The following is a 21021-nucleotide window of genomic DNA, read 5'->3' as shown; positions in this document are numbered from 1 at the left end:
AAGTGTCATGTCCGTTTATACGCTGTTGAACGAGCTGCTTTCGCTTTGATTACTCCAGTTCTATCAGCTAAAGGCTGTCTAAATTTCGCCTTTTCGTACCGGAAAAGATAGCCGGCCTCAAAGCCTCCAATTTAGTTGCCTTTGACGAGCTGCTTTCGCTTTGATTACTTTTTAAAACGCTGGTAACAACGTATCTGCGTGTTCTTTTTCTAAAAAGTCACGGACTTCTTTGCTTGTCATCGCTTTTTTCAATGCTTTGATTTTTGCTGAGTCTTTATTATCTTCACGAGCAACTAAACTAATGGCAAAGCGATCATCGACTGTTTTTTCTAACAAGACTGCATCTTTTGGTGTCAAATTCAACTTAGCAATGTAAGTCGGATAATTGTAAACAAGTGCCACATTATCTTCACCGTATGTTTCCGCTAAGTTAAGTAAATCAACCGATAGCCATTGTAATTTTTTAGGATTTTTAACGATGTCTTTAATTGTACCGTCGAAGCCGACACCCTCTTTAAGAGTAATCAGTCCAGCTTCATTTAAGATGGCTAAAGCTCGTCCTTCATTCGAAACGTCATTTGGCAAGGCCACTTTTGCGCCTTCAGGAATAGTTGTGATATCTTTGTATTTTTTTGAATAGAAGCCCACTTTAGCATTGTAAATTTTTTGAATTGCCACTAAGTTGGCATCCTTTTCTTCATTAAATTTCATCATAAACGGTTCATGCTGTGCAAAATTGGCATCTACTTCTTTATTTTTTAAAAGTTCATTATACTGGATGTTATCATTAACCTGTACTAATTCAATCGTGTAACCGTCGGCTTTAATTACCTCGCCTGCTTTTTCTACCACATCGGTCATTGGTGTCATGTGTGACGCCACTTTAATGACCTTATCTGCTGATTCATCCTTCGTAGCAGTCTTGCTGCCACATCCTGCCATCAACACCATTACTACCACTAATAAAAGGCCAATCCAACTTTTTCTCATCATCTTTGCTCCCCCTACTTTCGTTTATCTAATTTGGTTGCTACATACGAACCTACTACTTGAATCGCAATCACGCTCAGTATCATGATAACAATCGTCGTGTACATCACATCATATTCATAGCGTTGGTAACCGTAGCGAATTGCAAAATCGCCAATCCCACCACCACCGACCACGCCCATAATCGTTGAATATGACACCATACTAATAATAACGGACGTTAAGGTTAACACTAACCCGGATCGTGCTTCGACATACAAAAAATGGCGTAAAAACTGCCATTTGCTTGCGCCCATTGCACGGGCGAGTTCAACCACCTCCTCTGGAACGTCTAATAATACTTGTTCTACGAGGCGTGCATACAAGGCAACGGCTACAAACGCTAGCGGAAAACTGGCAGCATATGTACCAAAAGCCGAACCGATGACCCATCTTGTTACAGGAATAAGGGCGACAACGAACAATAAAAAGGGAAATGAACGAACAATGTTCACATAATTGTTCAATAATAATGAGACGCCCTTATGCTCCAACACACCATTTTTTCGTGATAAGTAGATGAATGTCCCCATTGGTAAACCAATTAAGATTGCGGCTGCAATCGCTATGAGTAACATTACAGCTGTTTCACTCAGCGCACGTAGCATTTCTGGTTGATAATAAAGGAGATGTGCTAAGTATGTTGTCATTGTTGAAGGATCTCCATCGCCCTTGCCTCATACGAGTCATATTGCTGAGCGTTTTCTGCTGATTTTACAGCTGTGATACCAACAAGTTCACCTCTATTAAAAATCGCCGCACGTTGACACATCCGTTTAATTACGGCCAATTCATGACTAACAATGACCATTGTGGTTTGAAACTGACTGTGTATTTTTTCTAATAGACTGAGCACCTCATCAACGTGTTGGGCATCAAGGGCTGAGGTGGGTTCGTCACAAAGAAGCAATTTGGGTTCAATGACTAAGGCGCGGGCAATCGCAACCCGCTGTTTTTCGCCGCCACTCAATTCGCGTGGGTAAGCGTCTGCCTTATGTGTCAGGTTAACAAAGGCTAACATGTCTAATACGCGCGCTGGCTCCATCTTGCCGCGAAGTTTTAATGGCAATGCCACATTTTGGGCCACCGTTTGATTATGTAATAAATTGAATTGCTGAAAAATCATGCCGATTTGTTGTTGGCGCTTTTTTATATCCCGCTCACTTAAAGTAGCTAACACTTGTTGTGCCACTGTAATCGTTCCGCTCGTTGGTCTTTCTAACTGATTAAGCAGTCGCAAAAAGGTTGACTTTCCCGAGCCGCTCTCACCAACAACACCAAAACATTCGCCTTGATTAATCGTCAACGTCACGTTATGAAGCGCTTTCAAATCAGAATCGTAGTTCTTGGTCACTTTATCAAATTGAATCACCCTCACGCGCCTCCTTAGTTCCTTTTAATTAGTTATTTATAACGTTCTTTTCATCTTACAATAACATAAGAACAAACAGATTAATCACAATTTTCGCATAAACTGCTATAGCACACCATTTTTTTGTGCTATAACACCCTTCACCAATAAAACTCGGGTTGGGCCTCACTAGCTGTTAAATAATGTTCATCGACTGGTGCTTGATTAGTAATCACCGCTGAAAAAGCCGTTAATTGGGCTAATTTATAAAAATAGCGGGTTGAAAATTTAGTCGCATCACAGAGTAAAATCGACTGTTGCGAAACGTCCATCACCTGTTGCTTAAAATGGGCGTGTTGATTATTCGCTTCATAAGCAAAGTTAGGATCAATGCCACGGCAGGAGAAAAAAGCAACATCAATCGTAAATGGGAGCAAAAAGGCCTCGGCTAAGCCGCCACTCGCCCCCCCCAATCCTGGCGTGAGCTCTCCTCCAACAAAAAACACGCGGTTATTTGTTTCCGTATTCAGTTGTGCTGCGGTCGCTAAGCCGTTTGTAATAATAACAATATCCTGCTTATCACGTAAAAAGGGCACCAACAGATGGACACTTGTACTGCTATCTAAGAACACTGTTTGCCCGTTACCAATAAAATCACTCGCTATTTCAGCCATCTGTTGTTTTGCTTGTCTATTTTGACGTTGTCGCTGTTGAAAAACCGGTTCAGTATGTGCTAATTGTTTCAGCGATATCTTACCATATGAGCGTTTAATCTGGCCGTCTTTTTCTAACTGTATCAAATCACGTCGCACAGTCGATAAACTGCTATGTAACATCAAACATAAGTCACACGGCTTCACTTCTTTTTTCAACCGTAATATTGCCATAATTTCTTGCTGACGCTCCTGATTACTCATCGATGATTCCTCCTTATGATTACAGTGAACATTCGTCAACTTGTTGAACATTGATATCCGAACCCCTTTTCGCTGTCTATAATGGAATTGAGAAACGCCTTGCTCATAACGTTAATTTTGATTAGAAGGAGTGGTCTTGTGCAAAATTACATTTATTTTTTTGACGAAGGTCGCAAAGAATTGAAGCATCTCTTAGGTGGCAAAGGTGCCAACTTGGCCGAGATGAAACGAATTGGTCTACCTGTACCCGCAGGCTTTACAGTGACGACTGCAGCCTGTCTTGCTTATTTTAACGCAAAACAAACGATGCCACCAACCTTAAAGGCTGCACTGCCACTCGCAATCGAGCGACTGGAACAAGAAACGGCAAAGCAACTCGTTGGTACCACACGTCCGTTGCTCTTATCCGTTCGGAGTGGTTCTGTTCATTCGATGCCAGGAATGATGGACACGATTTTAAATCTCGGTTTAACTGACCAATCGGTTCTCATACTTGCGAATGAAACCAACAACCCACGCTTCGCCTTTGATTGTTACCGTCGCCTCATTCAAATGTTTGGTAATGTTGTCATGGGCATTTCAAGTGCGCTCTTCGAGGAAGCACTGACGGCACTAAAAACAGAGCAGCAACGTGCGCGCGACACTGACTTAACTAGCGACGACCTCCAACAACTGATAACGACGTATAAAACAATTTACCGGACACAAACAGGCAAAGACTTCCCCCAAGACCCTTTGCAGCAGCTCATGTTAGCGATTGAGGCCGTCTTTGATTCTTGGTACAACCCACGGGCACTCACTTACCGTCAACTGCATCATCTAGCAGACGATTTAGGCACCGCCGTTACCATCCAAGAAATGGTCTTTGGCAATATGGGTGACACCAGTGCCACCGGTGTCTGTTTCACTCGCAATCCATCGACCGGTGCAAACGAAATCTTCGGCGAGTTTTTGCTCAATGCGCAAGGAGAAGATGTCGTTGCCGGTATTCGAACACCTTTACCGATGCAATCGCTGCAACACATTATGCCCTCCTTATACGCCACATTTAGCGAACGGATTCAGTTGCTTGAAACCCATTACAAAGACATGCAAGACGTTGAATTTACGATTGAAAAAGGGCAGCTCTACTTTCTGCAAACCCGTAACGGAAAACGAACGGCAGCCGCGCAAATTCATTTACTAATGACTTTTTTGGACGAGGGCCTTCTTACAGCCGCTGAGGTGATTGAACGTCTTTCTTACGATGACATAGAAGCCGCCTTGCATGATACGTTTAACACCGCTGCCATCGAAGCACTCACTCCGTTTGCGATTGGTTTACCCGCTAGTCCGGGAGCTGCCACAGGTCAACTTTATTTTTCAGCGACAGCTGCTCAAGCCGCTGCTGAGCATAACATTCCCGTTATTTTAGCTCGGCAAGAAACATCACCGGAAGATATCGCTGGGATGATTGCAAGCGAAGCGATTATTACAAGCCGAGGGGGCATGACGAGCCACGCCGCTGTCGTTGCTCGTGGTATGGGGACTGCGTGCGTCTGCGGCTGTCACACCTTGTTAATTGATGAGGTGGAAAAAACCTTACATTATGATAACGGTATTTTAACCGAGGGTGATTGGCTCTCTGTTGATGGCAGCACAGGGAAACTCTATCCGCAAAAAATCCCACTCTCACCAGCCGTAATCACACCGAGTTTCAAGCGGCTGATGCAAGTGCTATCAAAGCGCACGCATATATCCGTACGGGCCAATGCCGATACAGCAACTGACTTTGCCCAAGCCTTGCAATTCGAAGCAAGTGGCATTGGCTTAACACGCACAGAGCATATGTTTTTTAGTCCCGAGCGTTTGCTTGAGATGCGTCGCCTTATTTTAGCAACGACGGCGGCGGAACGACTTGTCGCCTTGAACGAGCTTGAACCTCATCAAACAGCTGATTTTAGCGCACTCTTTCGGACAGCCGGATCGCGCCCTGTCACCATTCGTTTGCTTGATCCACCGTTGCATGAATTTTTGCCGACGCAACTGAGTGAACAACAGCAGCTCGCAACCCAATTAAACATCTCGCCCCTCCTTTTAACAGAGCGTTTAGCAGCCTTAAAAGAAAGCAATCCGATGATGGGACACCGAGGTGTGCGGTTGGCAATTAGTTACCCTGCTATTTATAAGATGCAGGTGCAGGCGATTGTTAAAAGCGCCTTACAACTGCAAGCTGAAGGCATTACGGTCACACCAGAAATTATGATTCCACTGATTGGTAGTGAGGCTGAACTGAACTGGATGCGTCATTTTTTAGAACAGGCAATTGACGAAGTGTTAACGGACGCTAATAAACAGCTGACTTATACGATTGGCACAATGATTGAACTGCCTCGTGCCTGTTTAATCGCTGGGAAACTAGCAACTACCGCTGACTTTTTCAGCTTTGGTACGAATGACCTCACACAAATGGTCTATGGTTTTTCACGCGATGATAGTGCCGGTTTTTTGCCGGAATATATAGCCAAGCAATTATTGCCGGTTGATCCTTTCCAAACGATTGATAAGGATGGTGTCGGCCAACTAATGCAACAGGCAATTTTGGCGGCCAAAGCAACGAAGCCAGGTATTAAAATTGGTGTCTGTGGTGAACTGGGGGGCGAGCCTTTATCGGTTGCCTACTTTGAAAAAATTGGGGTTGATTACGTTTCTTGCTCACCCTACCGCGTACCGCTTGCGAAGCTCGCTTTAGCCAAGGCTGCCCTCTTAAATCGTACAGTTAATTAAAACGAGAAAAACCCCAAAGACCGTTAAGGTGTTGGGGTTTTTGCCTGCTATTCACTAACAATCCGGTCAACTTTCCATGTGCCATCTTCTTTTTTGAGCTTAACAGTTGTGCCACTGAAATTAGCTTCAGGCTCATAGTCCAACTGAAAAATAAGTGTCTGTTCTTCAAGATGACTATCAGTAAAGTTAGGTGTAGTCGCTAAAAATACCGCCTTATCTTCATCGGTTCGTGGTGCAATAAAAAACAAATCATTGGCATAATTTCCCGCCTGCCATTGTGGTATCTCACTCTTCATCTTGCGCAGTTCATCTTTGGTGACGAAGTCACTTAACTTGTCGGTTAAGGTTTGTTTGAGTTCATCCGTATTCAATCGACTAAAGGTTTCATTCGTACTAAACAACTTACCCATTGCCGTTAATTGTTTGCTCGCTGCTTGCTGTTCTTTTTTGACATCAAAACTAGCTGCCGAACTCGAACAGCCACTAAAGAAGATGGCGGCTAAGAGTATCATCATTACTGCGGTGATTTTTTTCATTGCGTTTGCCTCCTTTTATGCTACCCATATCATGCCTTGAAAAAAAGCGTCTTCGCTGAGATTGCTATTTACTGGTAATTTTGTCCCATTAGCCACTATGATAACAGTGTAATTAGCAACAGGACCACTTCCAGTATAATAACGCCCGCCTTTATTACTACCTTGAAATGGACTATATTGTCCTACCATCACCATTCCACATTTATACATCGGAAACAGTGGCCTTTCAATAGTACCGTCCCTCTTTTCTCACGTACGTCGCCTGATCCATTCCCTTTCATATTATGCTTACCACCTAATGGACAAGGAATATATTTCGGAGTTTTTTCTGACATATCAATAGTTACCTCAACATCATTTTGACACATAATTATCAGCTCCCTTTTTTATTTCTACTTACATTTTAAAACAGGTAGCTAACGAAAGTCAAAGGGAATGGTCTGAATATTCACTTTTTTAAAAGGAGTAAAAGGCCTGTTAACATACAGTTAACAGGCTCAGAGTGAAGATAAACGCTATTCTAGGTCGTCAATGCCTCGCCTTCTCGGAGTCGAGTACCATCTGTACACTCACCTCAAAGGCTCGTGTTGCCTAGAACAAAAGAATTTAAAACCGTTCTAAACTGCAGTGATTGGAGAAAAAGTCTAAACAGACTTCATTTTCTTTGAAATGCTATGATAGTGTCTTTGTTTACGAGATGATTTCGCTTTTATTTCTCCAGTAATTCTTCCATAACCGTCAGTACGCCTTCAGCATCATTTCGGGGGGCAATGTATTTAGCAGTCGCACGTACAATCGCACTCCCATTTTCCATCGCATAGCTCTGACCAACATGGCTGAGCATTTCGAGGTCATTGCCACCATCACCAAAGGCCGCAATATCCTCTGCACGAATCTGCCATTTTTCTTGTAATACGCGTAACCCATTCGCCTTATGTAAGCCAGGAATGATTAAGTCAATATCGCCATGACCACTGGTGACTGCTTTAATCCTACCACTAAAACGCTCGTTGATGGCAGCCATCCGTTGTTCCGTCTCTGCGATTGGTACATGTAAGGCAAACTTAAATAACACATCAGCCGGTAAGGTCTTAAAATCAGCAACGGTCGCCAAGCGATGATAATACTGACTCGCTTGTGTGATAAAGCTTGCGGGTTCACTCACACGTACGTATGCGCTATGACGTCCGCATAAGATAACACGCACCTCTTGCTGGCTATCTAAAAAGGCTAAAACCTCTGTAATCAGCGCTGGTTTCAACTTGCCACAGAGCAGTTCATCACCTTCACTAATAACTAATGCCCCATTCTCGGCAACAAACGAAATGTCAGCCGCAATGTCCGCAAAAAAAGAGGTCAATTGGTAGTACTGATTACCACTGGCAACAACAAATTTAACATCTTGCTCCTGCATTTTTTGATACAACCTCTGAAAACGTGCTCTATTATAGTCTTTCGCTGAACTTAAAAAAGTTCCATCCATATCTACTGCGATCATTTTCACCATCTAATTGCTCCTCTAGTCGTTTTCGTAGTCAGCCCAATAAGCTGCTTGTTTTTCTTCCCATAACTGCTTATCAGCAGTGGTTAGTTCGCGAATGACACGGCAAGGGTTACCTGCTGCAATAACATTTGCAGGCATTGTTTTCGTCACCACTGACCCCGAACCAATAATTGTATTGACACCAATTGTCACACCTGGATTAACCGTAACGCTACCGCCTAGCCACACATTGTCGCCAATCGTAATTGCTTCTCCATATTCTAAGCCGCTATTTCTAACCGTAGCATCCAATGGATGACTGGCTGTTAACAAGCTAACACGCGGGCCAAACATCACGTTATCACCGATTGTAATCGGCGCTACATCAAGTAGCACGCAGTCATAATTGGCATAAAAGGACTCTCCAACCGTAATATTCGTGCCGTAATCACAACGGAGGTTCGGCTCGATGTACAGCTGTTCACCTGTCTTTGCAAACAGCTGTTTCAGTAAGGTCGTACGATAATCAAGCTGTTCTTCTGTGCTTGTATTAAATAGACGTGTCAATTGTCGTCCCCGTTTCATCTCCGCCTTCAGTACGGCATCATTCGAACGATACAATTGTGCTGCTATCATCTTTTCTTTTTCGGTTGTCATCTTCTCACTCCATTCATCCTTGCTCTTAAATAAAGCGCTTACCTCTTAAGTATAGCGAGCAGACAAAGTTAATGCAAAAAATTACTTTTAGACCCTCTATCATCTACTTTCAAAAGATGCTTGCAAGAACTCATCCGCCAAAAATTATTTTTTCGAGAATTATCATATCGTTTCATCCCCTCACTCTCTTGGTCTCCGTTTAACTCTCCCTGATTTGGCTACAGTATTTATTGCATCTTATAAATACTAATGATTAGTTCCTCTCAAAAACAGTATTTGCAATCGTTTACATTTTGTTTTACGATGAACTTGAATCGATTCAAGTTTTACGATAAACTGATGAAAGAAGGAACATTTATGTCTTTTTCTGATAAGTTAAGCACGCGCTTAATGCCCTTGGCTGCTAAAATGGCTAATCAGCGTCATTTAGTAGCGATTCGTGATAGTTTTATTGATATTATGCCCATCATTATGGTCAACTCGCTCTTTATTTTATTAAACGCCCTCGTCTTTACCAACGTCAAAATCAATCAAAGTTGGCTCGATTTACGACCACTTTCGAATTTAGCGACGATGGTTAACAATGGTACGATGGGTTTCATGACAATTTATTTAACCTTTTTAATCGGCTATCGCCTTGCAACACATTATGTGAGCGTTTCGAAAATCGAAGCGAAGTATTTCAATCCGATACATGCTGGTATTTTAAGCCTTGCGCTTGCATTAATTATGTTTCCACTCATGAATGACGTAATACCACTTGGTGCCGAACAATCGGTTGAAATTGCAGGTGCCTACATGCAATCACTAACTTCTTCAGGAGGGATGTTTGTTGGTATTATTGCTGCACTGCTTGGCACCGAATTATTACTGCGTATTTCACAAAATAAAAAACTACGTATCAGTATGCCCGACGGGGTTCCACCGGCAGTTAGTGATTCCTTTAACTCGCTCATTCCCGAGGCCATCGTCATTATCATTTTTGCGGTTGGTACGTTTAGCTTCGTCTCATTAACAGGGATGACCATTCCTGATGTGGTAACGAAGGTTATTTCGAGCCCGCTTCAATTTGCAATGCAATCACCGATTGGCTTGTTCAGTGTTGAGTTGTTAACCCAAATTTTTTGGTTCTTTGGCCTGCATGGACAAAACATCGTCTCGTCGGTGACCTCACCGCCGATGTTAATTGCGATTCAACAAAACATGGATGCTTTTGCAGCTGGCTTACCGATTCCAAACATTGTCACGAATCCTTGGATTGGCATGTACACCCTCTTTGGTGGAACAGGTGCGATTTTGCCCTTCTTAATTGCCATCTTTATTGGTTCAAAACAAAAAAACTACCGTCAGGTCGGAAAAATTGGCCTACTACCGAGCTTATTCAACATCTCTGAACCAATTATGTTTAGTTTACCCGTTGTGATGAATCCGTTCTTTGTGATTCCTTTTATCTGCGTGCCACTCATCAACCTCGCGATTGCCTATCCGCTCACTGTGATGGGACTCGTTGCTAAAAGTGTCGTCATTCCACCATGGACACTTCCACCGATTATTACTGCTTGGGTAACAACAGCAGGTGACATTCCTGCTACCTTACTGGCGGCAGCGCTTTTCATCCTCGATATTTTCATCTATTTACCTTTTGTACTTGCAAGCAATCAATTAATAAAAAAACTTAATCAAACACAATAGAAAGGTGGAATCTCAATGGCAACGATTCAAGAAGTCGCCAAACAGGCCGGTGTTTCTGTCGGTAGTGTCTCTGGCTACTTAAACGGTCATAAACTGCGACCTCAAAACGCCAAAAAAATTGCTGCTGCGATTGAAGCCTTGGATTACAAAGAAAACTTTTTTGCCAAAGGATTAAAAAGTAGCGAAACGCACACAATTGGCTTATTAATGAATAACATGCAAAGTAATTTCAGTGCTGCTCTTGTCGCCAAAATTGATGATGTATTAGAACCACTCGGCTATTCACTGTTATTATCGAATTACCGTGATGATCCACAACTGATTCCCAAAAAGCTCAACTATTTTGCCTCTCGTGCAATCGATGGCTTAATTATTGTCGGTGCCGAGCAACAGTGGCCGCAGCTAGACATGTTGAAACACTTACCATTTCCCATCGTATCATTGATTACACCACTCGATAATTCCCAAATCGATTCGATTGTCGTCGATAATCGTGCCAGCACAACAAAGGTACTCGCCAAGATGCTTGAGCTCGGACACGAGCGGATTGGTGTAATTGTTGCACCACAAACCGACTATGTTGCACGTGAACGTTTTCTAGGCATTCTTGATGCGTTTGAAGCACAGCAACAGCTGTTAGCAGAAGAGCTGATTTATTACGGTGATTATTCTAAAGAAAGTGGTGCCCGTGGCATGGCCCATTTGCTCACACAAAAAGTCACTGCCGTGTTCGTCTGTAACTACAACATGTCACTGGGGGCGTTGCAGACAATTCATACACAACAAATCCACATTGGCAGTGCTCTTTCGTTTGCCAGTTACGATTATTTTGATGCCAGTGATATCTTTTATCCACAGCTTACGGTCATCAAACAACCGATTCCGCTAATTGGTCAATTAGCGGTCGAACGACTGCTTGAAAAGATTCGCAATCAAGACCACTTAAAAAGTGAAACCTTTACACTCACCAATACGATTTTATGGCGTGACTCCATTGTTAAAAATAACCTAAAAAGCGAGTGATTAGATGGCGATTAACCGTGCAGATATTGAATCAAATGATGATACAGCGCTAGAACGGTATCAAGCGCTCACACCTGGCTTAGCCAAAAAAATTGACTGGTTTAAAGATCAAAAAATCGGTGTCATTTTTCATTGGGGTCTCTATAGCGAAGCCGGCATTGTTGAATCATGGCAACTATCGGCTGAAGATGAGTGGGCCCGTAAAAAACCGTGGCGTGATGATTTAGACGTGTTGCGTCAAGATTATTGGCGACTCAATCAGCAGTTCAATCCCCTCCAATTTGATGCAACAGCTTGGGCACAGCAAATTAAGGCAGCTGGTTTTAACTATATGCTGTTTACGACGAAACATCACGATGGCTTTACAATGTACGATACACAGCAGACTGACTATAAAATGACGGCATCTGACTGTCCTTATGCTGTCCAACCAACAGCTGATGTTTTCAAAGCGCTTGCAACCGCCTTTAAAAAGGAACAGCTGGCCGTTGGTGCTTATTACTCTAAAGCCGATTGGCACCATCCTGCTTATTGGGTGCCCGGTTCTGAGCCACGTGGCCGTTATGCAAGCTATGACCCGCTCAAACAACCCGCACTCTGGCAAAAGTTTAACGACTTTGTTGCTGCGCAATTGACTGAACTGTGCCAAAACTACGGCGAATTAGACATTCTGTGGCTTGATGGTGGTTGGGTGAATCGTGCCAACAACGAACAGCTTGATATGACAACACTCGTGCCACAATTACGGCAATTGCAACCGAATCTGCTCGTTGTTGACCGTACGATTGGCGGTGCCTTTGAAAACTACGTTACGCCGGAACGTCAGATTCCGACTGAATTACCGCTTAAAGCTTGGGAAAGCAATATTCCCTTTGCCAAAAATTGGGGGTACGTGCCGAATGACACCTATAAATCCTTCGCTGAATTGCTGGAAACGCTCGTAAAAATCGTAGCACTGGGTGGCAATGTGATTTTTGGCATCGGTCCTAAACCAGATGGCTCTTTACCTTTGGAGGCGCAGCAGCTTCTGAGCGAATTTGGCGCGTGGCTCAAACGATTTGGTGACGGTATTTATGGCACCCGTCCCTTTAACATCAAGGCCCTTGACCCTTGGTATTTCACTCAAAAGGAGAACAAAGTGTTCGCCTTTTTATTACCACAGCCAACAGCTACTAGCTTGACATTAGCTGATTTGCAACTCAACAGTCCGCTAAGCCAATGTCTGGTAACTGATACAGGTGAAAGTCTCTGCATTATAAAAGGACAAGTTACTCTTCCAGCTGCCACATCAATTACTGCTTTAACACTACTATTAGAAAGTGAGGTCTCTTATGTACCAGTTTCCAACTAATTTTTTATGGGGCGCTGCCGCCTCTGCTCCCCAAACCGAAGGACATGCCCTCTTAAACGGAAAAAGCCCCTCAACTTGGGATAAATGGTATGAGCTTGCACCAGCTAACTTCCAACCGAATCAAGGCCCCGCTATCACCTCTAATGTCTATGAATGCTATGCTGATGATATTAAGCGGATGCAAGCAATTGGCCTGACTTCTTATCGCACATCCATCTCATGGACTCGCTTATTGCCTGACGGAAAAAACATCAATGAAGAAGCTGTTTCTTATTACCGCGACTATTTTAAAGCCCTTAATAAGGCTCACATCCACCCCATTATTAACCTCTTTCATTTCGATATGCCATGGTGGTTGATGGAAAAAGGTGGATGGGAAACTCGTGAATCGGTTAATGCCTTCGCCTTTTATGCACAGACTGCCTTTGACCTTTTTGGCGATCTCGTGCCACAATGGACGACTTTTAATGAACCGATTGTTCATGTTGAATGTGGCTACTTATTCGGTTATCATTATCCAGCAGTGGTCGATTTAAAAAAAGCTGTCCAAGTCGGCTACCATACGCTAATGGCCCATATTGCCGCTGTTGAAGCCTTTAAAACCGGTGGTTTCAAAGGCTCAATTGGAATAATTCTTAACATTTCACCAACCTATGCTCGCAGTGAATCAGCGGCCGATCAACGCGCAAAAGATGCGGCCGATCTCCTTAATAGCAAAAGTTTTCTCGACCCTTGTGTGCTTGGACACTTTCCGCCAGCCTTGATTGCCTTATTGAGCGAACATCAGCTCATGCCACTAACCGAAGATGGTGATGCAGCTCGCATCGCTGCTAATCCCGTTGATTTTCTCGGCCTTAACTATTACCAACCACGCCGGGTGCAAGCGCCGACACAGCCAAAATCCCCTGCGCAAATGCCGGCAGATTTTTACAGTCCTTATGATTGGCCTGCCAAAAAAATGAACCATTACCGTGGGTGGGAAATATACCCCGAAGCACTCTATGACATGGCTGTGATGATTAAAGATGAGTATCACAACATTCCGTGGTACGTGGCTGAAAATGGGATGGGCGTGGCCGATGAGGACCGCTTCATGAACGCTGCTGGCATGATTGAAGATGATTACCGCATTACTTTTATGCAGGATCATTTGCGACAATTACATCGTGGCATTGCTGCTGGCAGCAACTGTTTTGGCTATCATACGTGGACCTTTGTTGACTGTTGGTCATGGCTTAACGGCTATACTAATCGCTATGGTTTTTATCGGATGGCTTTAAACGCTCCGTATGAGCGTTCGCTCAAAAAAAGTGGTCTCTGGTTTAAAACAGTCAGTGAGAACAATGGTTTTTAAATAGCTTTTTAGACATAAAACGCCCCCGTAACCAAAACGTTACGGGGGCATTTTATTTAACGATTTTGTCGTTTAAATCCTGATAACACAAAGACGATTAAACCAACGATTCCAATGCCGGCAATCACATTAAATGAATGACCAGTATAGAAGCCGCTACCGAAGTAGAAAATATCACGTAAGCCTTCAGCAGCAAAGCGGATGGGAATCCATGGACGAACAAAGTTGACGAAGAAATCAGGAAGCATTTCAGGTGGCATCATAATGACACCCATGCCTAATAACATTACCACCATGAAAAGCGTAATGGCTGGTTTGCCGATCCACGCGGTTACCGCTGAAACGAGTAAGTAGAAACAGAAAGCAGCAAATGACACGAATAGCGCCACTAATAAATAGCTCGGCATCGCAATATCCGCAATTGTGCCGATGGTTGCGACTGTAAAGCCTGAGAATAAGGCGATGATAATCCCAAACAGCAGTTGATTGCTCATTAAGCGTAGCACTTGTGACCGGTTCAAGCGTTCTTTTTTTACAATGCTTGCGGTTGCTAAAAAGACGATGAAGCCACCGATTAAAGCACCGACCCAAGCTGGCATCGCCATTAATAACGGTGCACTCCCATTGGCTGTTTTTGCTGTCACAGCATTAAAGACTTTATCTTGTGCCACAATTGGATTCGCCAGCACGGTTGCATCAGCCGCATCAATTTGTTTATCCCCTAGTTGTTTAATAAAGGTTGTTGAATACTGTTGACTCATTTGATTAACGAGTGCTGTTAAGGCCGTTTTTGCCGCATTGGCCCCCGTCGCATTGTATCCTTGGTTCACATACACTTTTAAGGTTGCTGGTTGCTTATTTTTAACCGCATCTGTCAGTGCATCATGATAGCCTTTTGGAACAACTAAGGCCGCATAATAGGTTTTGTCATTAAAGAGCGTGTCAATATCAGCCTCTTTTTCAGTTGTAAAAGCAATCACTGGCTCTGCACCATCGACGCCTTGGCTCATGTTTTTCACGGCTGTTTTAACCGCATCGACGTTTTTACCTTCATCATTCACAATCAATGCAACCGGTAAATTTTTAATTTGTGGATCCCCTTGCACAAAGAGGTTGACCGAAAATAAAGCAATGATTAAAATAACCGCAATCGGTGCCGCCCAGGCTAATTTTTCTTTAAATAATCGCACGTTAACTATCCCCTTCCAAATTTGAACAACTTGTTTATTTTTATGTTATTATCATATAATGAGCAACAAACCAAAGCAATCAACAAAAGTGAACAACTTGTTCATTTTTGAGAAAGAGGTGTTTATGAGTCGTTATATCGAAAAAAATAAGCGCACGAAAGCACTTATTACCGAAGCATTTATTAACATTATGAGTAAGAAAACATTTGATACGATTACGATTGGTGACATTACCGCGGCAGCAAAGATTAACCGCGGCACGTTCTATTTACATTATCTGGATAAGTTCGACCTCCTCGATAAGGTCGAACAGCAACTGTTTACTGATATCGGCAATCATCTTGACGAGTTACAGGCGCGCTATGCCACTCCTGCTACCTTTGCCAAAGAGCAGGAACTGTTAGCGGCCAGTTTATTTCGATCTATCGCCACCCAATCACCCTTGCTGAAGATTTTTTTAAGTGACCATGGTCGGGCTGGTTTTCACCTTCGTTTTAAGGCAGCTTTTGCAGAAAAAGTGCAAATTAATCTCAGCAAAAACGACTATTACCAGCAAAACCTCAATGTACCACTTGATTATTTTATCGCCTTTATCACATCGGCCTTTTTAGGCTTGATTGAACAGTGGCTCCAAAATGACCTCGATCAAACACCGATGGAACTAACGACTCTCTACATTAATATCATCGCTTTTATTCAAAAAAAATAAGACCATCATGAGCGAAAGTCTGTGCAAGTTCCGCCGAAAAATGATACTATTTATGAGCATGTATAATTTAGAAGATAATGACTAAGGAGAAGATGAAATGACTAAGCAAGACAATTTTTGGCTTGATTTACCAAAGCCGTTTTTTATATTAGCACCAATGGAAGATGTGACCGATGTTGTCTTTCGACACGTCATTAGTGAAGCTGCCAAACCCGATGTCTTTTTTACCGAGTTCACTAATACGGAAAGTTACTGCCACCCTAAAGGCAAAGAAAGCGTGCGTGGTCGTTTAACCTTTACTGAGGATGAGCAGCCGTTAGTTGCACACATTTGGGGTAACAAACCCGAATTGTTTGCACAGATGAGTATAGGCATGAAAGAAATGGGCTTTAAAGGCGTTGACTTAAACATGGGCTGCCCCGTTCAAAACGTGGTTTCAAAAGGACGCGGCTCCGGCTTAATCAATTACCCTGAAAATGCGGCTGAAATTATTCAGGCTGCTAAAACAGGTGGGCTGCCTGTTAGTGTCAAAACACGTCTTGGCTTTACCCAAATCGATGAATGGCGTGACTGGCTAACTCATGTGTTAAAACAAGACATTGCTAACTTAACGATTCATTTGCGGACGCGTAAAGAAATGAGTAAGGTCGATGCGCATTACGAACTGATTCCAGCAATTAAGCAGCTGCGTGATGAAATTGCACCACAAACATTGCTAACGATTAATGGCGACATTGCGAATCGTGCCGATGGTTTAGCACTCGTCGAAAAATATGGTGTGGATGGTGTGATGATTGGCCGTGGTGTTTTCACAAACCCTTATGCTTTCGAGATCGAGCCACAAGCACATTCAGCTGCTGACTTTTTAAACTTATTGTTGTTGCAAGTTGACCTTTATGATCACTATGCAAAAATAACCGAACCTCGTCCCTTTACACATATGCACCGTTTCTTTAAAATTTATGTACGCGGCTTCAAAGGCGCAGCCGAACTACGCAATGCTTTGATGAACACCAAGTCAACTGATGCTGTTCGCGCCTTAGTGAATGAAGCACTGCAACAACCGATTGAAGAGATTGGTGAAGATAAATAAGCAAAAGACAGGCGAGTAGTTGAATGCAACTACTCGCCTGTCTTCTGTCTTACACGTATTACTTCTAACGTTTTATCGAACGTGCCATCATACTCACTGTATGGCGTAATCCTCGAATTGCAACAGATAGTGCAAAGATGTTTTGCGGTGGTGCCATTCCACCAACACCTGCATCACCAATATGTTGAATGTCGACTCCTGCCATTTTATTTTTCAATGCAATCTCTTCTATCACATGTTGCGACGATGATTCTTGACTCGTACCTATCGCCGACATCACTAAAGCTCCTGCTGCTCTAATTTTTTTAACAACCACATGAAATTCTTGTTCTGTCACACCTGCAACTGTACCTAAAGCTGGTACTAAAATAACATCCGCACCACTCGCAATAAAAGCATCAATTGTTTCATCATCTGGTAAAACCGATTCATTAACACCTGCACCATGCATCTTACCAGCAATGACTAAACCATCAAAATGTTCTTTTACAGTCTTAATCGCTCGTTTAATTTCTTTATTAGTTACACCCGTTCCTGGATTCCCTGTTAAGCAAATGAAATCAACACCTAATGCCTGTGCTTTCTGAATCGTTGCAACTGAGCATATCCGCCCTGATTCCAGCTCTGTTTTATATTCTAACAGTTCCGCTGTTTCATCTACAGGCTCTAAGTTAATTCCGATTGGACGTCCCGTTAAATCCTTTAATTGTTGCACTGGATTGGTAGTGTTTTCCCCTAGACCATTTACAATAGGATGAATACAATCAAATGCATTTAATAGAATCAAATCCGCTCCAAAACTTTTTGCAACTTCAGCATTTGTAATATTCGAATCATAAGGTTGACTCATAACCACATTTTCAGAACAGACTGTCCGACCTTCACTCGCTAAAATTGCTCGTTTCAAATCGGCTCCCTTCATCTTCTTAAAGTCACTTGCCTGACAATTCAATAGTCTTTTCATTTGTCCATTCCTTTCGAGAAACTCTCAATTTTCATTTTTTCATTATCTAACATCTTAAAGAACGGGAAGTAAATTAAGATATCAATTACAATTATGACTACTTGTAAAATCGATCCCGTTATATCTCCGCCTGTAGCAAGATAACCGCTGATTAATGGTGGTGTTGTCCATGGAATGGCTATCCCGACTGTTTTAGCAACCAGTCCAGAGGACATTGCGATATAGGCAATCACTGTATTCGCCATCGGTGCAAGCACAAAGGGTAAGAATAAAATTGGCTTCATAACAATTGGAATCCCAAACATTGCTGGTTCTCCAACATTGAAAATATCTGGGAAGAAACTCAATTTCCCCATCGTCTTACCTTCTTTACTTTTCGAGAAGAAAAAGAGCAAGAATACTAAAGCAAATATAGCCCCTCCCCCACCGATATAAACAAATGCATCCGTAAAGGTCGATGTGAAAATATGCGGCATTTCTTTGCCTGCTTGAAACGCTATTCTGTTATCATCAGTATTCATTAACCAAATAGGTCCCATGACCGAACCAACAATGTTTCCACCATGAAGGCCAATAAACCAAAAGATAGAATTTAAACTCACAGCAATCATCGTGCCAAATAACGTGCCACCCAAAAAGGTTAGCGGCTTATTAAAAATAATTAAAATTAAATCGTGAATATTTGTAATATCAAACATATTCAATGCTTGATAAATCAATGCAAAAAACAAAATAATCGCAAAACCAGGAATTAAGGCAGAGAACGATTGAGATACTGCCGGTGGTACAGAATCGGGCATTTTAATTCGGATGTTCTTTTTAACAAACCATCTAAATATTTCCGCTGATAATAGACCAATCAACATTGCGATAAACAATCCACGGCTTCCCAAAAACAGGAGCGGTACACCCGCGGCATCAGTGCTGTCTAGTATATTAGGTGTCACAATTAAAAATGAGGATAATGAAATAATCCCCGTTGAAATCCCATCAATTTTGTACTGATGCGCAAGACTATAGGCTATCGAAAAACTGGCGACTAGTCCCATCGCACCAAATGAGCCATCTACAATTTTATTAAACCATACCATCAAATCACTTGTATTGTTTAAAAACTCGCTGTATCCAGGAATCGGTAAATTGGAAATAATTAAGAACAGTGACCCAATCATTACTAACGGCATCGAATAGACAATCCCATCACGGATAGCAACTAAGTGTTTTTGTGTTCCTAGTTTTATACCTAAAGGTGCTAACTTACTTGCTAAAAAACCAACGTACTTATTCACTTTTTTCTCCTCCTACATCTAAAAATGTATTCGTTTACATTAATGCTATTAGCTAATAACTTAATTCTAATTTACCATAAACAAAGCTCACTAATAACACATCCTAGTCATAAAGACTCCCAAACGGTATACTCGGTACAATTATCTAACTAGATACACTGCGTATCAACGGGAGGCTGTTAAATGTTATTTTTAGAACACACCCCTACCTTGGGGGAAATTGATTACGAAATTTACCGCTTTATTTCTAACAATTTAGAGATAATGCCACATATTAATATTAGAGACTTAGCCAAAAAAAAACATACGAGTGTCGCAACTATACAACGCTTTTGTAAAAAGTTCCAATGTGATGGTTTTAATGAATTCAAAATCCGTATGAAAATCTACCTTGAAGAACAACAATCAAAAAAAAATACGTTGAATTTCGATTCCTACGTCTATAGTAATTTTTTGAATCGTAGCAATGAAAAAGAGTTTCAAGATCAAATAAAAGCGGCCGTTTCGTTGCTGAAAGACAGAGAGTTCGTTCTTTTTTTAGGTGTTGGAACATCTGATATTCTCGCTAACTATGGGGCTATTTATTTTTCGTCATTATCAAAAATGGCTTTACGCATTGAACAACCCATTACCAATCCACAAAACTTTGTCTCTAATCAAATTATGGAGCAGTCTTGCGTTATCGCGATTAGCGTTTCAGGGGAAACAACCGATATTGTTAATTATTTAAGTTCTCCACCATTTAGAAATGCCTCGATTATCTCAATTACAAACTCGCCATCGTCAACCGTGGCGATGTTATCCGATGCGAACATTTCTTATTTCATTCCCTCCGAAAGTTTTAACGGACAGGACGTCACCTCTAAATTACCGATTTTATTTATTTTAGAACATTTAGCAAAGGCCCTGCACGCTGAATACTAAGTGTAAATGGACATCACTTTCGATAATGTACACATTGATGCCTTGCTCTCCGTTTACCTTCAATCTGAGGAGCTGTTCTCTGAGGGATAGCTCCTTTGTGCTAATTCAAATAAAAGAAACTCCTTTAATTTGAATTTAAAATACTCACGCGTCACAAATAATTGCAGCAGTAGTGGCTTTTATCGGATAATCGGGGGGGAAGAGAAAAGCCTCAAAACGATAATTTTCGTTATTTTTATAACTTTGTCACAATTATTGTCGCTGATTGTTGCCGCTTTATATTCGATGCAACTAGTATCTCCCTTTAAAATGCGGCTCCTACATACCCCCTGTAGGTATGTTATACTACTCCTATAAGGAGCTGATTTTAATGACGACCCCCAACAAAACCACCCCAAACTGTCGCAAAAGCCACCATCCTGAGGCAGTCAAACAAAACTTAACGACGCGGTTGAACCGTATCGAAGGTCAAATCCGTGGTATCAAAACAATGATTGCGGATGATGTCTACTGCGATGACGTTATTACCCAACTGGCGGCCAGTCAAGCCGCTTTAAACAGCGTCGCCAAGCTGTTGCTCGAGGGCCATTTAAAAGGCTGTGTCGTAGATCGACTCGCGGCTGGCGATGACGACGTGCTTGATGAACTTGTTTTAACCATCCATAAACTCATGAAAAAATAACGACCGAAAGG

The 21021-nt window shown here is 42.2% G+C and carries 20 protein-coding genes; 9 read left to right on the top strand and 11 right to left on the bottom strand.

Annotated elements, in window-relative coordinates:
- Window positions 1-171 precede the first annotated feature (171 nt).
- From ACJYYY_RS02410 to ACJYYY_RS02395, 4 genes are all read right to left on the bottom strand, one after another.
- Complete coding sequence (locus ACJYYY_RS02410; protein ID WP_408869067.1) at window positions 172-993, bottom strand: MetQ/NlpA family ABC transporter substrate-binding protein; 822 nt, start codon at window positions 991-993, stop codon at window positions 172-174.
- Between the two features lie 11 nt (window positions 994-1004).
- Window positions 1005-1679: a methionine ABC transporter permease gene (locus tag ACJYYY_RS02405; protein ID WP_035313031.1), complete on the bottom strand. Its 675-nt coding sequence runs from the start codon at window positions 1677-1679 to the stop codon at window positions 1005-1007.
- A complete protein-coding gene (locus ACJYYY_RS02400; RefSeq protein WP_035313030.1) occupies window positions 1676-2401 on the bottom strand; it encodes a methionine ABC transporter ATP-binding protein in 726 nt (241 codons plus the stop codon). The genes ACJYYY_RS02405 and ACJYYY_RS02400 overlap by 4 nt, the downstream gene beginning before the upstream one ends.
- Window positions 2402-2541: 140 nt before the next feature.
- Window positions 2542-3297 (bottom strand): DeoR/GlpR family DNA-binding transcription regulator, encoded by a 756-nt coding sequence (locus ACJYYY_RS02395; protein ID WP_035313029.1) that lies wholly within the window; start codon window positions 3295-3297, stop codon window positions 2542-2544.
- A 138-nt stretch (window positions 3298-3435) separates the two neighbouring features.
- Here ACJYYY_RS02395 and ppdK point away from each other — a divergent pair, with 138 nt between their 5' ends.
- Entirely contained in the window at window positions 3436-6063 is a 2628-nt protein-coding gene (gene ppdK, locus ACJYYY_RS02390) for a pyruvate, phosphate dikinase (protein WP_035313028.1), read from the top strand.
- Window positions 6064-6110: 47 nt separating this feature from the next.
- On the opposite strand, the gene ACJYYY_RS02385 is transcribed toward ppdK, so the two are convergent.
- From ACJYYY_RS02385 to ACJYYY_RS02370, 4 genes are all read right to left on the bottom strand, one after another.
- Complete coding sequence (locus ACJYYY_RS02385) at window positions 6111-6599, bottom strand: hypothetical protein (protein ID WP_035313027.1); 489 nt, start codon at window positions 6597-6599, stop codon at window positions 6111-6113.
- A 15-nt stretch (window positions 6600-6614) separates the two neighbouring features.
- Window positions 6615-6788, bottom strand: coding sequence for a hypothetical protein (locus ACJYYY_RS02380; protein ID WP_156921084.1), 174 nt, complete (start codon window positions 6786-6788; stop codon window positions 6615-6617).
- Between the two features lie 520 nt (window positions 6789-7308).
- On the bottom strand, window positions 7309-8106 hold the full coding sequence (locus tag ACJYYY_RS02375) for a Cof-type HAD-IIB family hydrolase (protein ID WP_035313025.1): 798 nt from the start codon (window positions 8104-8106) through the stop codon (window positions 7309-7311).
- Between the two features lie 12 nt (window positions 8107-8118).
- Window positions 8119-8739 carry a sugar O-acetyltransferase gene (locus tag ACJYYY_RS02370; protein ID WP_035313024.1) on the bottom strand — a complete coding sequence of 207 codons (621 nt, stop codon included), beginning with the start codon at window positions 8737-8739 and terminating at the stop codon, window positions 8119-8121.
- 303 nt (window positions 8740-9042) lie between these two features.
- Between ACJYYY_RS02370 and ACJYYY_RS02365 the strand changes: the two genes are divergently transcribed.
- Genes ACJYYY_RS02365 through ACJYYY_RS02350 form a run of 4 tightly spaced genes read left to right on the top strand, consistent with a single transcriptional unit; the run spans window position 9043 to window position 14159 of the window.
- Window positions 9043-10431, top strand: coding sequence for a PTS sugar transporter subunit IIC (locus ACJYYY_RS02365; RefSeq protein ID WP_408869066.1), 1389 nt, complete (start codon window positions 9043-9045; stop codon window positions 10429-10431).
- Between the two features lie 15 nt (window positions 10432-10446).
- Complete coding sequence (locus ACJYYY_RS02360) at window positions 10447-11454, top strand: LacI family DNA-binding transcriptional regulator (protein ID WP_408869065.1); 1008 nt, start codon at window positions 10447-10449, stop codon at window positions 11452-11454.
- Window positions 11455-11458: 4 nt separating this feature from the next.
- Window positions 11459-12805 (top strand): alpha-L-fucosidase, encoded by a 1347-nt coding sequence (locus ACJYYY_RS02355; RefSeq protein ID WP_035313022.1) that lies wholly within the window; start codon window positions 11459-11461, stop codon window positions 12803-12805.
- Window positions 12786-14159: a glycoside hydrolase family 1 protein gene (locus ACJYYY_RS02350; RefSeq protein WP_408869064.1), complete on the top strand. Its 1374-nt coding sequence runs from the start codon at window positions 12786-12788 to the stop codon at window positions 14157-14159. Before ACJYYY_RS02355 ends, ACJYYY_RS02350 begins: the two co-directional genes overlap by 20 nt.
- A gap of 56 nt (window positions 14160-14215) precedes the next feature.
- On the opposite strand, the gene ACJYYY_RS02345 is transcribed toward ACJYYY_RS02350, so the two are convergent.
- The gene (locus ACJYYY_RS02345) at window positions 14216-15349 is read right to left on the bottom strand and encodes a YhgE/Pip domain-containing protein (RefSeq protein WP_035313021.1); all 1134 of its coding nucleotides are present in this window, start codon (window positions 15347-15349) and stop codon (window positions 14216-14218) included.
- A gap of 124 nt (window positions 15350-15473) precedes the next feature.
- Between ACJYYY_RS02345 and ACJYYY_RS02340 the strand changes: the two genes are divergently transcribed.
- Window positions 15474-16058: a TetR/AcrR family transcriptional regulator C-terminal domain-containing protein gene (locus tag ACJYYY_RS02340; RefSeq protein ID WP_408869063.1), complete on the top strand. Its 585-nt coding sequence runs from the start codon at window positions 15474-15476 to the stop codon at window positions 16056-16058.
- 97 nt (window positions 16059-16155) lie between these two features.
- Window positions 16156-17151 carry a tRNA-dihydrouridine synthase gene (locus tag ACJYYY_RS02335; RefSeq protein WP_035313019.1) on the top strand — a complete coding sequence of 332 codons (996 nt, stop codon included), beginning with the start codon at window positions 16156-16158 and terminating at the stop codon, window positions 17149-17151.
- Window positions 17152-17215: 64 nt separating this feature from the next.
- Here ACJYYY_RS02335 and ACJYYY_RS02330 read toward each other — a convergent pair whose 3' ends face one another.
- Both ACJYYY_RS02330 and celB read right to left on the bottom strand, forming a co-directional pair.
- The gene (locus tag ACJYYY_RS02330; protein ID WP_035313018.1) at window positions 17216-18115 is read right to left on the bottom strand and encodes a PEP phosphonomutase; all 900 of its coding nucleotides are present in this window, start codon (window positions 18113-18115) and stop codon (window positions 17216-17218) included.
- Window positions 18112-19404 (bottom strand): PTS cellobiose transporter subunit IIC, encoded by a 1293-nt coding sequence (celB, locus tag ACJYYY_RS02325; protein ID WP_035313016.1) that lies wholly within the window; start codon window positions 19402-19404, stop codon window positions 18112-18114. The genes ACJYYY_RS02330 and celB overlap by 4 nt, the downstream gene beginning before the upstream one ends.
- Before the next feature lie 183 nt (window positions 19405-19587).
- On the opposite strand from celB, the gene ACJYYY_RS02320 reads away from it, so the two are divergent.
- Both ACJYYY_RS02320 and ACJYYY_RS02315 read left to right on the top strand, forming a co-directional pair.
- Window positions 19588-20328 carry a MurR/RpiR family transcriptional regulator gene (locus ACJYYY_RS02320; RefSeq protein WP_035313014.1) on the top strand — a complete coding sequence of 247 codons (741 nt, stop codon included), beginning with the start codon at window positions 19588-19590 and terminating at the stop codon, window positions 20326-20328.
- Window positions 20329-20698: 370 nt separating this feature from the next.
- Entirely contained in the window at window positions 20699-21010 is a 312-nt protein-coding gene (locus ACJYYY_RS02315; protein WP_035313013.1) for a metal-sensitive transcriptional regulator, read from the top strand.
- The last annotated feature ends 11 nt before the right edge of the window (window positions 21011-21021 follow it).

Source organism: Brochothrix campestris, from assembly GCF_046058945.1.
GTDB lineage: Bacteria > Bacillota > Bacilli > Lactobacillales > Listeriaceae > Brochothrix > Brochothrix campestris.
Note: the sequence above shows the minus strand (reverse complement) of the source record. Positions and strands in the feature narration are given on the sequence as shown.

Coding starts and splice junctions, on each gene's coding strand:
- ACJYYY_RS02410 (WP_408869067.1), bottom strand. CDS start 993: ATGATGAGAAAAAGTTGGATTGGCCTTTTATTAGTGGTAGTAATGGTG.
- ACJYYY_RS02405 (WP_035313031.1), bottom strand. CDS start 1,679: ATGACAACATACTTAGCACATCTCCTTTATTATCAACCAGAAATGCTA.
- ACJYYY_RS02395 (WP_035313029.1), bottom strand. CDS start 3,297: ATGAGTAATCAGGAGCGTCAGCAAGAAATTATGGCAATATTACGGTTG.
- ACJYYY_RS02385 (WP_035313027.1), bottom strand. CDS start 6,599: ATGAAAAAAATCACCGCAGTAATGATGATACTCTTAGCCGCCATCTTC.
- ACJYYY_RS02380 (WP_156921084.1), bottom strand. CDS start 6,788: ATGGTAGGACAATATAGTCCATTTCAAGGTAGTAATAAAGGCGGGCGT.
- ACJYYY_RS02375 (WP_035313025.1), bottom strand. CDS start 8,106: ATGGTGAAAATGATCGCAGTAGATATGGATGGAACTTTTTTAAGTTCA.
- ACJYYY_RS02370 (WP_035313024.1), bottom strand. CDS start 8,739: ATGACAACCGAAAAAGAAAAGATGATAGCAGCACAATTGTATCGTTCG.
- ACJYYY_RS02365 (WP_408869066.1), top strand. CDS start 9,043: ATGAACTTGAATCGATTCAAGTTTTACGATAAACTGATGAAAGAAGGA.
- ACJYYY_RS02360 (WP_408869065.1), top strand. CDS start 10,447: ATGGCAACGATTCAAGAAGTCGCCAAACAGGCCGGTGTTTCTGTCGGT.
- ACJYYY_RS02355 (WP_035313022.1), top strand. CDS start 11,459: ATGGCGATTAACCGTGCAGATATTGAATCAAATGATGATACAGCGCTA.
- ACJYYY_RS02350 (WP_408869064.1), top strand. CDS start 12,786: ATGTACCAGTTTCCAACTAATTTTTTATGGGGCGCTGCCGCCTCTGCT.
- ACJYYY_RS02340 (WP_408869063.1), top strand. CDS start 15,474: ATGAGTCGTTATATCGAAAAAAATAAGCGCACGAAAGCACTTATTACC.
- ACJYYY_RS02335 (WP_035313019.1), top strand. CDS start 16,156: ATGACTAAGCAAGACAATTTTTGGCTTGATTTACCAAAGCCGTTTTTT.
- ACJYYY_RS02330 (WP_035313018.1), bottom strand. CDS start 18,115: ATGAAAAGACTATTGAATTGTCAGGCAAGTGACTTTAAGAAGATGAAG.
- ACJYYY_RS02320 (WP_035313014.1), top strand. CDS start 19,588: ATGTTATTTTTAGAACACACCCCTACCTTGGGGGAAATTGATTACGAA.
- ACJYYY_RS02315 (WP_035313013.1), top strand. CDS start 20,699: ATGACGACCCCCAACAAAACCACCCCAAACTGTCGCAAAAGCCACCAT.